12 protein-coding genes are annotated in these 12,741 nt (G+C 70.6%); 6 read left to right on the top strand and 6 right to left on the bottom strand.

The features are described 5' to 3' along the window. Window positions 1-3: 3 nt before the first annotated feature. On the bottom strand, window positions 4-438 hold the full coding sequence (locus ACBJ32_RS48950; protein WP_375132748.1) for an Hsp20/alpha crystallin family protein: 435 nt from the start codon (window positions 436-438) through the stop codon (window positions 4-6). A 435-nt stretch (window positions 439-873) separates the two neighbouring features. Here ACBJ32_RS48950 and ACBJ32_RS48945 point away from each other — a divergent pair, with 435 nt between their 5' ends. Both ACBJ32_RS48945 and ACBJ32_RS48940 read left to right on the top strand, forming a co-directional pair. Then, the gene (locus ACBJ32_RS48945; protein ID WP_375132747.1) at window positions 874-1,320 is read left to right on the top strand and encodes a hypothetical protein; all 447 of its coding nucleotides are present in this window, start codon (window positions 874-876) and stop codon (window positions 1,318-1,320) included. Between the two features lie 32 nt (window positions 1,321-1,352). Continuing rightward, the gene (locus ACBJ32_RS48940) at window positions 1,353-1,496 is read left to right on the top strand and encodes a hypothetical protein (RefSeq protein ID WP_375132746.1); all 144 of its coding nucleotides are present in this window, start codon (window positions 1,353-1,355) and stop codon (window positions 1,494-1,496) included. Between the two features lie 137 nt (window positions 1,497-1,633). Here the strand turns inward: ACBJ32_RS48940 and ACBJ32_RS48935 are convergent, their stop codons facing one another. The 3 genes from ACBJ32_RS48935 to ACBJ32_RS48925 all read right to left on the bottom strand — a co-directional run bounded on the left by ACBJ32_RS48935 (window position 1,634) and on the right by ACBJ32_RS48925 (window position 5,628). After that, window positions 1,634-2,101, bottom strand: coding sequence for a hemerythrin domain-containing protein (locus ACBJ32_RS48935; RefSeq protein ID WP_375132745.1), 468 nt, complete (start codon window positions 2,099-2,101; stop codon window positions 1,634-1,636). Window positions 2,102-2,882: 781 nt separating this feature from the next. Continuing rightward, window positions 2,883-4,061, bottom strand: a complete 1,179-nt coding sequence (locus tag ACBJ32_RS48930) for a serine hydrolase domain-containing protein (protein WP_375132744.1) — start codon at window positions 4,059-4,061, stop codon at window positions 2,883-2,885. Between the two features lie 556 nt (window positions 4,062-4,617). Next, window positions 4,618-5,628 carry an ArsR/SmtB family transcription factor gene (locus ACBJ32_RS48925; protein WP_375132743.1) on the bottom strand — a complete coding sequence of 337 codons (1,011 nt, stop codon included), beginning with the start codon at window positions 5,626-5,628 and terminating at the stop codon, window positions 4,618-4,620. Between the two features lie 360 nt (window positions 5,629-5,988). On the opposite strand from ACBJ32_RS48925, the gene ACBJ32_RS48920 reads away from it, so the two are divergent. Further along, window positions 5,989-6,486 carry a LuxR C-terminal-related transcriptional regulator gene (locus ACBJ32_RS48920; RefSeq protein ID WP_375132742.1) on the top strand — a complete coding sequence of 166 codons (498 nt, stop codon included), beginning with the start codon at window positions 5,989-5,991 and terminating at the stop codon, window positions 6,484-6,486. Next, a complete protein-coding gene (locus ACBJ32_RS48915; protein WP_375132741.1) occupies window positions 6,483-8,366 on the top strand; it encodes an ABC transporter ATP-binding protein in 1,884 nt (627 codons plus the stop codon). The genes ACBJ32_RS48920 and ACBJ32_RS48915 overlap by 4 nt, the downstream gene beginning before the upstream one ends. A 52-nt stretch (window positions 8,367-8,418) precedes the next feature. Here the strand turns inward: ACBJ32_RS48915 and ACBJ32_RS48910 are convergent, their stop codons facing one another. Together ACBJ32_RS48910 and ACBJ32_RS48905 are read right to left on the bottom strand one after the other, a co-directional pair. Further along, complete coding sequence (locus tag ACBJ32_RS48910; protein WP_375132740.1) at window positions 8,419-10,770, bottom strand: RiPP maturation radical SAM C-methyltransferase; 2,352 nt, start codon at window positions 10,768-10,770, stop codon at window positions 8,419-8,421. 85 nt (window positions 10,771-10,855) lie between these two features. Beyond that, the gene (locus tag ACBJ32_RS48905) at window positions 10,856-10,996 is read right to left on the bottom strand and encodes a hypothetical protein (RefSeq protein WP_375132739.1); all 141 of its coding nucleotides are present in this window, start codon (window positions 10,994-10,996) and stop codon (window positions 10,856-10,858) included. 224 nt (window positions 10,997-11,220) lie between these two features. Here ACBJ32_RS48905 and ACBJ32_RS48900 point away from each other — a divergent pair, with 224 nt between their 5' ends. Together ACBJ32_RS48900 and ACBJ32_RS48895 are read left to right on the top strand one after the other, a co-directional pair. Then, window positions 11,221-11,412, top strand: a complete 192-nt coding sequence (locus ACBJ32_RS48900) for a hypothetical protein (protein WP_357885060.1) — start codon at window positions 11,221-11,223, stop codon at window positions 11,410-11,412. Window positions 11,413-11,430: 18 nt separating this feature from the next. Next, window positions 11,431-12,681 (top strand): lanthionine synthetase LanC family protein, encoded by a 1,251-nt coding sequence (locus tag ACBJ32_RS48895; RefSeq protein WP_375132738.1) that lies wholly within the window; start codon window positions 11,431-11,433, stop codon window positions 12,679-12,681. Window positions 12,682-12,741: the final 60 nt, after the last annotated feature.

Genomic DNA, 12,741 nt, shown 5'->3' with positions numbered 1-12,741 from the left:
ATGTCAGGCTCGGATGGCCTTGACATCGCCCTGCTGGACCTCGACCTTGCGGGGCTTGGCCCGCTCCAGCACGGGAATGCGTACCTTCAGCACGCCGTTGGCGTACCCCGCGTCGATCTTGTCGCTGTCGAGGTGCTCCGACAGGTAGACGCGGCGGGTGAAGGTGCCCATGGGACGTTCGCGGACGAAGACGCGCTGGCCCTCGGGGATCTCCTCCTCGCGGCGGGCGCTGACGCTCAGGACGCCGCGGTCGACGGTGACCTCGATGGAGCCGGGGTCGATGCCGGGCAGGTCGAACGTCAGCACCACGTCGTCGTCGCGGCGCAGGCCGTCCATCGGCATGAGGGTGCCGGTCTCGGCGCCGAGGGTTCGGCGGGTCAGCTGGTCGAACTGGCGCTCGAACTCCTGGATGAACGGGTCGATGGATGTCAGCAGCATTTTCCGGCTCCCTTCACAGGCTTTCCGAGATGAACCTCCAACTCGATTTGTATGTTAACTGCATCTAGAGGTTCATGCAAATTGTCGAGCGATGCAGAGGTATGCCGCCGGGGATGACAGCCGGATCAACGACGCCAAGCCGGTGGAGCCCCACTGGGGGTCGGCAGCCCCCAAGCCCCGGCCCCCGACCGCGCCGACGCGAAGGAGCCGCGCCCATGAGCCACTCGGCAGCAGGGACAGCACCCCGGTGCCGGCCTTGGATGTCGGGCACGTTCGCGAGCGCGCCCGGCTCGCCACGGTGAGGATCGCTTGGCCTGCCATGGAAGTGAGTGAGACCGCGAGCGGGGCCCGGGGCGAGGCCGAAGAGCCCACCGCCACGATGACCAACCGCTGCGCGGCCGCTACGCCGAGCCAGAACCGACCGGAGATCCCGTCATGACCAGCACCGACAGCGACGACGCGCTCGTCCCCACCACGGTGTGGCGTCCCGGAACAAGCAACCCACGCCCGAGTACCGCCACGATGTCCGCGGGCTCGGGCGGGCACGGGCGGGCACGGGCGGGCACGGGCGGGCACGGTGGCGGGGGAGTCGTCGGCCGGTTCGGCCAGACGGGCGAACCGCCGCTACCGCCCCCTCGCCCGCTGGTGGACTCGGTCGGGGACATCGCCGGGCTGCGGCCGCGTCGCCGGGCCCGCGACGGCGGCGAGGTGCCCGGCGCTGACGTCTATCTCATCGACGCGCTGCCGCGTGCCGACGACGAGCCGATGCCCGGTCAGCGGGCCAGCTGGCCGACCGTGGCTGCGTGGCTGCGTGGCTGCGTGCGGGCAAGAGCGCCGCGACCGCCGCGCGCGGCTGAGCGACCTGGCCGAGTTCGTCGCTGAGCAGGTGGGCCCGCCGGGTCGGCGCCATCCGCGTGGTCGGCGTCTCGACGCAGCAGATCAGGTTCACCACCGATCGCGCCCAGTCCATCACCGCCGTCCGGGACCTGGCCACCGGCTCCGCCCTGGACGACGCAGCGCCGGCGGCGTTCCTGGACGAGAACGGCGGGCTGCTGTGAGCCGACGGCGGACAGCACGGCGTGACGCCATGGGTTTCACACAGGCGGAGTTCGACCTGAAGGCCGGAGGTGAAGGGCCGCATCCAGGTGGGCGCTGGCCTCGATCTAAACCGGCAGTGATCTCGGCGCAGCCGCGATCAGAGCGGTCCGAGGAGGTCCTGCGGATCGGTGTCGAGATCCAGCGTTGACAGGACGCCCAGGAGTTCACGCTCCTCGTACCGGAAATGGGACTCCATGATCGCGGAGAGGCCGTCCAGGTGCATGGCCAGCCCGCTCGGCGTGGCGTCCGAGGTGATGGCGCGGTCGAACCGCCCGAGCAGCATCGCGATCATCTCGTGGTCCTGTTGGAGCTTGGCGATCGTGGGCCGCAGCGACGGATGGCGCGCGGTCAGTTCGGGAAAGAGCGCGACGTCCTCGCGTACGTGATGCCCGTCGAGGGCGGCACAGAATCCCTTGCAGTACAGCAGGAGGTCTGCTCGTGCCGAGGCGGTGTCCCCGGCTTCGAGGGACTCGCGCACGAGGTGCAGTGCTCGGTGCAAGCGTTGATGCGCCGCCTGCAGTTCGAGGTTCCAGGCTATGAGCCTGTTCTTCTCGCTCTCACCCACGGGTGGGGAACGGGGAAAGGGTCATCATGACCACCTTCCGGATCCGACGCCTCCATGCCTGACGCAGTCCGCCACCGACACGCGACGCTGCCTGGAACTCTAGACCGACGGCCCCGGACGATCAACTCAGGCTGGCCGTCCCACAACACCGGTGTTCACCTTCACCGCCGCCGCCCAGGTCCCGGCCGCAGTCACCACCGCGTTGCTGGGTGGATCCGGCTTCGCCGTCGCACCGACTTCGACCTCTGTCCGGCATCGCGGGTTCGGGCGAAGCACCTGGACACGCGCGCGCGATGCAACGTTCCCCGGGGGCAAGCCAACGTACCTTACGTGCTGACAAGATCATCTTGCTGTCGGTGAGGAGGCCGGCTCGGGCGAGGGTGAGCAGCGTGCCGTCGCGCAGGGCGCGCGCAAAGGCCGGCAGGTCGATGGTGGTGCAGTAGGCCTCGCGATGCGGGCCGGCGAATGGAAGGCAGGGCCGGCGGTGAAGTCGACCCGGGGCCGACGGCTGGGTGGCGTATGGGCGCGCGACCGTCCGGTCGGCCGTCCCTGTGGTTCACCCACCCGGAGCCGCCCCCGCCCTCGTAGGCTGAGTCAATCGTTTCGCAGAACGTCACAGATCTTGAAGCCGCTCCGCTGACGTGCGCGGAAAGCCCTCTCGGTCATCCGGCGTCACAGAGCCATGCCGGGTACGTGCCACGCGCCGCCCAGAGGTTCTCAATCCTCCAACCGCACTTGGCGATCACGATCTGATCACGCTCGCCATGTGCGGCTGGAGTGATCACGTCGCGGGGCAGAACAGCGATTTGAGGGCGTTGGTGATGCGCGACGGCACGGTGCTGCGCTCGGCGTCATCCATGGCCAGGGTCAGAGACACGGCGAACTGTACGCGCCCGTCGGAGGAGGTGATGGTCGCGGCGGTGAAGCCCGGGGCGCTGCCCCCGCCTCCCGCGGCGAACTCGGGCCGGCCGGCGCACGGACCGCCCGCGGGCGGCGCCGACTGGCCAGGAGGCGGGTCGGTGATCACTTTACTCAGGGACGCCGGCAGGAGCCTGCCCTGGCGGAAGGCGCGCTGGAAGACGCTCATCTCGCGCGCGGTGGAGATCACGCCGCCGGCGCCGAGCATGGCGGTGGCGTTGAGCTGCTTGTCGACATCGCGCATCGTGCCCGTCTCGTCCGGGGCGTAGCCGTGCCCGTGCGGTCCCTTGATGCCCTCGCCCGCCTTGGTGGGCAGGAAGGTATGGCGCATGCCGAGCGGGGCGAAGAGCCTGCGGTTGAGTTCGGCCGCCAGTGACCTTCCGGACAGCTTCTCGATGATCATGCCGAGCAGGATGTAGTCGGTGTTGGAGTAGTTGAAGGTCCCGACCTCCACCGGCCGGGAGTTCTTGCGCGAGGCCGCCAGCAGGTCGGTCGGGCGGTAGTTACGCGTGGGGTCTGAGGTGTCCGGGCCGATGTAGTCGGGGATGCCCGAGGTCAGCTGGATCAGATTGTGTACGGTGATCTCGTCGGCCCGCTCCACCAGGTCCTTTTCCGCCACCTCCGGCAGGACCTCGCTGAGTTTGTCGTTCAGGCTCAGCTTGCCTTCCTTGACCAGTTGCAGGACCGCGGTGGCGGTCATGGTCTTGGTCTGCGAGCCGATCCGGTAGCGGGCGTTCCAGGGGATCGCGCCGCCCTTGCCGTTGAGCAGGCGGGACCCGGCCGATCCCTTCCCGATCTGCTTGCCGTCCACGTACACGGCGCCGATGGCGCCCACCACATGGCCTGTCTTCACCAAGGCTTCCATCGCCTGCTGCACGTCCCCGACCTTGACGGGGGAGGCATCTGCCGAGGCGCTGGCGGGCTGGGCCGCGCTCAAGACCAGCGCCGCGCATGCCAGCGAGGCTGCGCCAGTGAACGTCGCTCGACGCAGAATCATGAAGTCTCCCTCTTCCAGGTCGAATACTCGGCTGCCGAGCCACAAGTTCTAACGAGGGCAGCGTTTCCTCGGCGTTAACCGTGCAGGGCCAGGTGGCTCTGCACGGAGCCCAGAGCACAGGCGCGGACTTCGGACACGCGTGCAACCCGACCGTCATGTGCCGGACGACGGTGATCATGACCGGTCACGTTCGTCATCTGGCCTGACCGCTGCTGATATCCGAGGGCGCCCCCACCGCGCCGTGTGAGGTGGGGGGGCGTCCCGGCATGCCGGGAGGCCCTCATGCCGCTCGGTTTCCTGTCCGCCGAGCAACGCAGCCGATGCGGCGTCTTCAACGCCGTGCCCGACATCGCCCAGCTGGGCGCCTTCTTCCGCCTCGATGCCGACCGCGTTGGGGGTGGTGGTGAGCGTGGCGGCCATCCGGGCCTCCTCGGCTGGCACGTCACGCGTACGTCATGCGGGAAGAGTGCTCCGCGCCACCGCGGACCCACATCCGTGCCCACCACGGAACCCCCACCGAGCCGCCTCGTCCGGACGAGCGCTGCCTCCGGCCCATGGCGAACAGGGATGCGGTTCCGGACGGTGCGATCGCCTGGTCAGCTCACTCACCGTCCTCTGCGAGAGGTGTGCGGGGCCGGTCGAGGAGGGTCAGGCCCGTCTGGGTGAGGTTGTGCAGGACGCTGCTGCGATGTCTGCGCGTGGTGATCAGGCCCGCCTCGCGCAGAACGGCGGTGTGCTGGCTGATCGCGGCCGAGGAGATGTCCAGGCGGCGAGCCAGGGTGCCGGTGGTGGCCACCCCGTCGGCGATGGCGGTGAGCACCGACGCGCGGGTGTGCCCGAGGAGGTTGGCCAGCGCCCGCGTCGAGGTGCCGGCCGTCCAGATGTCCGCGGCGCGGTCGATGCCGACCCCGGCCGGGTAGATCAGGATGCAGTTGGAGGGCTCGAGCGGGTCGTACATCACCGAGGGGGCGCGCAGGAAGAACGACGGCACCAGCAGCAGCCCTCGCCCTTCGAGGGCGAAGTCGGCGTCGAACTGGTCGCCGACATGGACCTGGAGGGTCGGCGGCGTCCACCGGATGTCCGGGTGCAGGCTGGACAGGAGACCGTCGACACCGTGGTCGAGCAGGATCGTGCCGCGCTGGGCGCGTTCGGCGTCGAGGTGCGCCCGGATGCGCCTCCAATGCGGGCCGACGGCGGCGCCGTGGTACGCCTGCACCGTGGACAGCACCTCCCGCCGGACGGCGAGGGTGTCGACGAGCCCGGCCAGCGTGCCCGGCACCCGGCGATGGTAGAAGGCGTAGAAGTCCAGCTCCGCCCGGACGGCCTGCCGGGGGCTTGCCAGGAAGGTCTCGGCGCTCTCGGTCAGGTCGCGGCTCGGCCCGGAGAGGAGGACCATGTCGAAACTCGGCCTCCGGGCCGGCGTGATGGCGGCCAGGACCGCGGACCGCGCATCGAGGCCGCCGCGCACCCGACGCCTCCACGCGCCGAACACCGCCTCCTCCGCCCGCCCGCTCGCCCGCCCGCCGCGCAGCGTGTACAGGCTGAACATGGTCTCGGCCATGGGACCCAGCGTCGGCGCCATCCGCACCCGCGCCAAATCGTCGGTGGTCATGTGAATTCTGTGCATTCGCTTCCCCCACATACGCGTCGGCATCGCAGTCGGAGCATGCCGTCAGCCGGTCATGGACCACGCTGAGCAGCACAGTTAAGCCAGAACTTACAAGCCTCGCGGCGCGTGGTTTGTTCCTGCGACAGTGTGGACCTCCCCTTTCGTGATTAGGCCGTAATTCCGCGACACATCACAAAGAAGGTTGAATAGATGCGGGTAAGTCCTTCGGATCCACTCCGGTCATCGGATTACCGGCTCCTCCTGGAGGTCCTTGAAGACGTAGGCACGACGGTGACCGCAGAAGGGCTCGGCGACATTCTCCCCATATCACTGGCGAGGCATTTCCATTGGACCCGGGTCACCGTGACCGACGGTGGAGAGGACGGGTGCCTCTACCTGGCCAACGCCATCGCCTGCGCGCATCCGCCGCTGACCGCCGTGCAGCATGGGCTCGCCACGATCGCAGGCCCCCTGCGCGGCGGGCACGGCATCGTCGCCAGGCTGGGCGGCCCGCCGCCGGGCGACCTGCGGCTGACCGTCTGGTACCCGCACCATGCCCCGCCCGGACCGCGGGAGGCGGCGATCCTGTGCAAGATGAGCCATCACCTCGCCATGAGAGCGGCCACGGGCACGCCCGAGGTGGACGCCCGGCGGCTGTGGTCGCTGACGCCGCGCGAGCACGACGTGGCCGAGCTGGTCGCGGCCGGGCTGACCAACGATGAGATCGCCGAGCAGCTGTTCATCAGCGTCGACACGGTGAAGAAACATCTGACGCACGCGCTGTCGAAGACCGGGTGCCGGACCCGTACCCAGCTCGCGATCACCTGGCAGGCCATCGGCAGTGAACGGCTCAGTGCGTGAAGGGCTGGATAGCCCCGGCCGAGCCGCTGATCGGGGTGGAGGATGTCGCCCCGCCGGAGTGGGTGGCCGACCGGACGGCGGGCCGGCGACGGGGGTCGGTCAAACCTCTGCTCCGCGCCGTCACCACCGTCGCCCGGCTCGGATGGAGTGCCTCTCCGCTCCTCCTGACGCTCGTCGCGGGCTTGCAGGTGCTGTCCGGGCTCGCCACCGCGTTCGGGCTGCTGGCCACGGCCGACGTGTTCACCGTCCTGCTGGGCCGGGGGCCGACGCCGGAGCGGGTGGTGCAGTCGTTGCCGGCGATCGCCGCGTTCGTCGGCGCGCTGGCGCTGCGGGCGCTCGTCGAGACCGGGGTCTCCGCGGCGCAGGCGGCGCTGGCGCCGCGGGTGTCGCAGGTCGCCGACGACCGCGTGATCGCCGCGGTCGTCGGTGTGGAGCTGCGGGCCTTCGACGACGCCGACTTCCGCGAGCTGCTGCGGCAGGGCGGCCAGAACGGACGGCGGGCCATAGAGGCGACCGTCCGCGAGCTGACCGGCCTCGCGGCGGACACCATCGCCATACTCGCCGCGTGCCTCACCGTCGGCGCGCTCAACCCTTGGCTGACCCCCGTGCTCCTGCTGGCCGCCGTCGCCGAGGGCCTGGCGACCACGTGGGTCGCACGCCTGCGTTACGCCCATTTCCTCCGTACGGTCACCCTCAAGACGCGCAAATCGGTCATCGAGGAGGCGGCGACCCACCGCGACTTCGCGCTCGAACGCCACGCGTTCACCCTGCAGAGCAGGCTCCTGGCCGAGTACAGACGAGTCAACCGGGACCTGGTGCGCCAGGAGGTCCGGCTGCAGCACCGCGTGGTGGGCGCGAGCCTGCTCGGCCGGGCCGCCGGCGCGCTGGGCATCGGGGCCGCGTACGTGGTGCTGGGCCTGCTGCTCCATGCCGGTTCCATGGAACTCGCCCTGTCCGGCACCGCTGTCATGGCGATGCGTACCACGTCCGCGGCCCTGACCGACACGATGCGCGCCGTCAACGCGATCTACGAGCACAGTCTCTACGTCGAGCTGTTCGACCAGCTCCTCGCGGAGGCGGCGGCCCGCACGCGCGCCCCGTCCGCCGTCCCGGCCCCGGCGCCGGAGGAGATCCGGCTGAAGGACGTCTGGTTCACCTATCCGGGGCAGCGGGACCCCGCGCTGCGGGAGATCACCATGAGCGTACGGCGCGGACAGACGATCGCCCTCGTGGGCCAGAACGGCTCCGGCAAGTCCACCCTGGGCAGGCTCCTGACGGGCCTGTACCCGCCCACCCGGGGGACGGTGCTGTGGGACGGGCTGGACCTGGGCGAGGCCGATCCCGCCTCGATCCACGACCGGATCGCCGTCGTCGCGCAGTCCCCGGCGACCTGGCCGATGACCGCCCGGCTCAACGTGCGGATCGGCCGCCTCGGGAGGGACGACCCGGAGCGCGGCTGGACGGCGGCGATGCGGGCCTCGGGCGCCGGCGAGGTGATCGCGGGCCTGCCCAAGGGCGCCGACACCGTGTTGTCCCGCCACTTCAGGGACGGGCAGGAGCTGTCCGGCGGCCAGTGGCAGCGGCTGGGGGTGGCCCGCGCCCTCTACCGGGACGCGGCGGTGCTGCTGCTGGACGAGCCGACCTCGGCGCTGGACGCCCACGCCGAGGCGCGGGTCTTCGAGCACGTACGCGCCGACGACGGCCGGGTCGTCATCATCGTCACGCATCGCCTGGCCAACATCCGCGCCGCCGACCACATCTACGTCCTGGACCGGGGCCGCATCGTCGAACACGGGACGCACGACGAACTCCTCGCGCGGCCGGGCCACTACCGCTCGATGTACGAGGCTCAGGCCGCCGCCTACACGGACCGGCCGTAGCGGACCACCACCACGCGACAGGCCGCTCCCCAGGGGGAGCGGCCTGTCGCGGTCACACGGCGTACGCGGGCACCGGCCACCGTTTCATCCGATGCGGCAGCGTGACGACGGAGTGGCCGAGCCGCACCAGCAGACGTTCGGCCGTCAGCGCGTGCACGGCCTCCAGCTCGCCGGAGGTGAGCAGCCGCAGTGGTGTCGGCCGCAGGCAGCGGAGGAAGACGGCGACCACGACGGGATCGTCGAGCAGCAGGGAGACGGGCTCTTCCCGGAGGTCCTTGACCTGGATGAACCCCGGCCCCTGGCGGTAGTGACACAGGCCGATCCGGAAGCGCCGGCGCCAGCGGAGCACGTCCCCCTCCCCTTCCGAAGGAGGGGGGAGATGGCAGAGCAGCGTCCAGCTCAGCGTCGGCAGCAGCTCCCCGTGCCACTCGGGGACGGTGTGCTCCGCCAGGCCGTCCCGTAACCGGCTGATGAACGCCAGCGTCTGCTCCGCGTGCTCGGCTCCGAGCCGGACGAAACGGCCGGCGGTGGCAGGGCCGCTCACGCCATCACCTTCTCGCTGTCCACGGCGCCCTCGACGAGCTTCGTCGGCGCCCCGGTGGTGGCCAGCGCCACCCAGCCGTCGCCGTCCGCGAAGACCAGGCCGTTGGCGAGGAGCTCCCGCAGCCATTCCCCGCAGTTCGGACTCGGCGACAGTGTGGCCGTTCCCCTCCAGCCGGGTACGCAGCCCCGGCACGGTCCGCCGCCGTGACAAGGCGCGGTAGGCGTCGGCGTGCCAGCCGCTCAGCCGGTGCCGGGCACCGGCCCAGCCGGCGCGCCGGTCGTCGACGACGATCTCGCCGCCCCGGTCGTCCATGATCAGGAAGGAGCCGGGGTAGTCGCGCCGCCACCGGTCGAGCGCCGCGCACAGGGCGTCCACCACGTCACCGGTGATGCCGCCGTCGTCGCAGTCGAAGAAGTACACCAGGTCTTCGAGCTCCGCGTCGGGCAGGTTGTAGACGTACCGGCTGAAGGCGGCCGGCTCGCGGCGGGCGAAGCCCAGTTCGGGACGGTCGAAGTTCGGGCTGAAGCGTTCCAGGAGGATGCGGCTCTCACCCTGCGGGGGCTGGAGGTGTACCAGCGCCGGGATCTGGGCGATGACGCCCCGGTAGTCCTCTGGCCGTTCGCCGGGAAAGCCGTAGAGGTAGTTCCAGTCGACGGTCATGTGCAGGTCCTCGCAGTCGCGCAGGACCCGGACGTTGCTCGCCCCGTCCACACCCTTGTCCATGATCTTCAGCACCCGGCCGTTCAGGCTTTCTATACCGGGCTGCACGAGCACGATGCCCGCCTCGCGCAACGCCGCGAGCTGGTCGGCGCGCATGTTCGACTTGATCTCGTAGTGGATGCGCAGGTCCCAGCCGGCGGCGGCCAGCCGGGGCAGCAGCGTCTTGAGATAGGCCATGTCGAAGATGTTGTCGACCATCGCGACGTCGAGGATCCGGTAACGCTCGACCAGCGTGCGCAGCTCCGTCCAGAACTGCTCGGCGGACTTGCTGCGGAAGGCCATCAGCGACCCGTTGAGGCCGCAGAACGTGCAATGGTGTTTCTCTCCCCACCAGCAGCCCCGGGAGCTTTCGACGACGAGCTCGGGGGAGATGTGCTCGCGCGCGGGAGAGCCTTCCAGCGTGTCCCGCCAGCCGTCGAAATCGGGGATGGGGATCTTGCCCGGCGCGACGCTGCGGGTCGGCTGAGGGTTGGCCACCGAACGTTCGCCGTCCCACCAGCACACGCCCGGTATGTCGGCGACGCCGGCGCCGGAGTGGATCCGGTCGAGGAGCGCGGGGAAGACCTCTTCTCCCTCGCCTCGTACGACGAAATCGACGTAGCGGTGGTTGCGGTGCAGCGCGTGCCCCATCGGGCCGTCGCAGTTGGCCCCGCCGAAGACCACCTGAAGGTCAGGGCGCAGCTCCTTGAGCCGGCGGGCGAGCGCGAGACTCGGCACGTTCTGCATGAAGGTCGAGGTGAACCCGACCACGTCCGGTTCCGGCAGGAGCACCTCAGCGGCCGCGGACTCGACAAAGCCGGCCGTCAAGGCGCGCATCCGCAGCACCGTCGCGGTGTCGAAGCCGAAGCTCTTCGCGATCGCCCGCAGCTCCGCGGCCCGCCACTGCGGATCGTCATAGAGCGCCCCGGAGAACACCAGGTCACCGAGCCCCTGGAAGACGCCGTTGTCGGCGACTCTCGTGTAGTCCGAGGGGGCCAGGTCCCCGACGGACATCATGTACTCCGCCCACCGGATGCCCCCGTGGTACTCCACGACCTCGACGCCGGGGCACTGCTGCCGGACCAGGCTGTGCAACAGCCCGACGGGCAACGACGGACGGTGTATCGCCTGCCACGGCATCGCCGCGAGCACAAGCCTCATGTTCCGTTCCTTCTTTCCTCATGTCGGTCGCCGAGCGGAACGCGCCGGATTGCGCCCGGTGGCGCGGGCGCAATCCGGCCGCCGCCTATTCGGCCCGGAGGACGGCCGGCGTGACGGCGTCCTGCGGCTCGCGACTGACCTTGCCGGCCTGAATACGCGTGGCCCGGTCCGGCCAATGGGAAACGGGCTGTCGGATGGGGGTCTTCTTGATGATGGGAACGGCCATTGTTCGCAACTCCTCTCCAGACATTCTCGAGGTGCGGGCGGCCGCTTTCGGACGCGCCCGCATCCTGGCACCGTTCGCATACTGACCGGCCTGTGGTGGCATTCCTATTCCACCGAAGTGGTAGTTCGGACCGGCGCAGCGGGATTCCACTTCCGGGCCATGGCGGCACGGTCCGGTGAACGGCACCATGAAACAGCCGAGCTTCAAAACAACGAGGAGCGACAATGGAATTTTCCAGCCCCGCCGGAGCGTTCGACCTGCAGCTCAGGGCCCTGCCCGTGCACGCCCCCGCCCAGGCCGCGGGCACGGGACCGGACTCCTTCACGATCTTCAGCTGCCGCAACTGCAACACGCTCAAGGACACCTGCACCGACACCTGCGCGGACACCTGCTGCTACGACTCGCGGTACTGCTGACCCGGCACCATGAGCTCCGTGTCGCTCCTGGCGCGCGCCGAGCAGGTGGCGCGCCGGGTGACGGACCGGTTGACCGACGACGGGCGGCGGGAGCGGCTGATGCGGTCGCTGGCCGCCGCCACGTCCAAGCCCGCCGTCAACGTCTGGCGCCCGTCCGGTCTCTCCCTGGGAGGGGCCGGACTGGCCGTCATGTGCGCCGCTTTCGGCGAGGTCTTCCCCGGTCAGGAGTGGGAGGTCACCGGGCACCGCCAGCTGACCGACGTCGTCGCCGAGATCGGGTCGTCCCACCTGGACGCCTCCCTGTTCACCGGCATGGTCGGCGCCGCCGCGGCGGTGTCGCTGTCCAGCGCGGACGGCACCCGGTACCAAGGCCTGTCGGGGCACCTCGACGCCCTGATGCTGCCCGCGATGCGGCGCCTGGCCGAGGACGCGCCACCGGGTCCCCACACCTACGACGTGGTGCACGGCATGGCGGGGTGGGCGGGATACCTGCGCACGCGCCCGAGGTCGTCGGAGGTCGAGGGTGCAGCCCGCGCCGTGGCCCACGCGCTCGCGCGCGTGCTCGGCGACGGGGAACCGCACCGGATGAGCCGTCGCCGTACCCGTCCTGGCCAGGCCGCCGAGACTGTCGTGGACTGCGGCCTGGCGCACGGCGCGGGCGGGGTCCTGGCCGCGCTGTCCCTGCTGGAAACCCACTTCGGGTTCGGCGACGGCGAGATCGCGTGCGCCATCCGCCGAGGCGGGCACTGGCTCGCCGCCCAGGCACGCACCGTGGACGGCCAGATCCTCTGGCCCGACGCGGTCGCGCGGGACCCGGCGCCCGCCGATGAGCGGCCGCTGCACGCCGGGTCGTGGTGCCATGGCTCCTCGGGCGTGGCCCGCGCCGTGTACCTGGCGGGGGTGGCCGCCGATGAGGCCGGCCTGCGCGACCTCGCCGTCGATGCCATGCGCGGCCACTGCCGCCGGTACCCGGAGCTCGCCTCGCCCAGCGTGTGCCACGGACTGGCCGGTCAGGTGCTGCTGGCGCTGGCCTTCGCGTACGACACCCGCGAGCCGGTCTTCGTGACGGCCGCCGGACGACTGGCCGAACGGCTGCACCACCGCTACCGTGACGGCTTCCCCCTGGGCTTTCGCGAGGTGGAGGGCGACGGCGGCGCCGAGGTGGACCATCCGGGGCTGCTGCGCGGCGCGCAGGGGATCGCCCTGACCCTGCTCGCCGCCCACCTGGGGCGCCCGCCCCGCTGGGGACGGCTGCTGCTCCTGTGGTAGCCGCGGGGGCGGCTTCCACCTCCGGGTAATTTCCCGCCCGCCGGGCGCGGGCGATCCTGA

The organism is Nonomuraea sp. GTA35 (assembly GCF_041950525.1).
Lineage (GTDB): Bacteria > Actinomycetota > Actinomycetes > Streptosporangiales > Streptosporangiaceae > Nonomuraea.
Note: the sequence above shows the minus strand (reverse complement) of the source record. Positions and strands in the feature narration are given on the sequence as shown.

Bases quoted from the DNA above. Each gene is read 5' to 3' on its own strand.
- ACBJ32_RS48925 (WP_375132743.1), bottom strand. From the start codon at position 5,628: ATGACCACCGACGATTTGGCGCGGGTGCGGATGGCGCCGACGCTGGGT.
- ACBJ32_RS48945 (WP_375132747.1), top strand. From the start codon at position 874: ATGACCAGCACCGACAGCGACGACGCGCTCGTCCCCACCACGGTGTGG.
- ACBJ32_RS48905 (WP_375132739.1), bottom strand. From the start codon at position 10,996: ATGGCCGTTCCCATCATCAAGAAGACCCCCATCCGACAGCCCGTTTCC.
- ACBJ32_RS48910 (WP_375132740.1), bottom strand. From the start codon at position 10,770: ATGAGGCTTGTGCTCGCGGCGATGCCGTGGCAGGCGATACACCGTCCG.
- ACBJ32_RS48950 (WP_375132748.1), bottom strand. From the start codon at position 438: ATGCTGCTGACATCCATCGACCCGTTCATCCAGGAGTTCGAGCGCCAG.
- ACBJ32_RS48900 (WP_357885060.1), top strand. From the start codon at position 11,221: ATGGAATTTTCCAGCCCCGCCGGAGCGTTCGACCTGCAGCTCAGGGCC.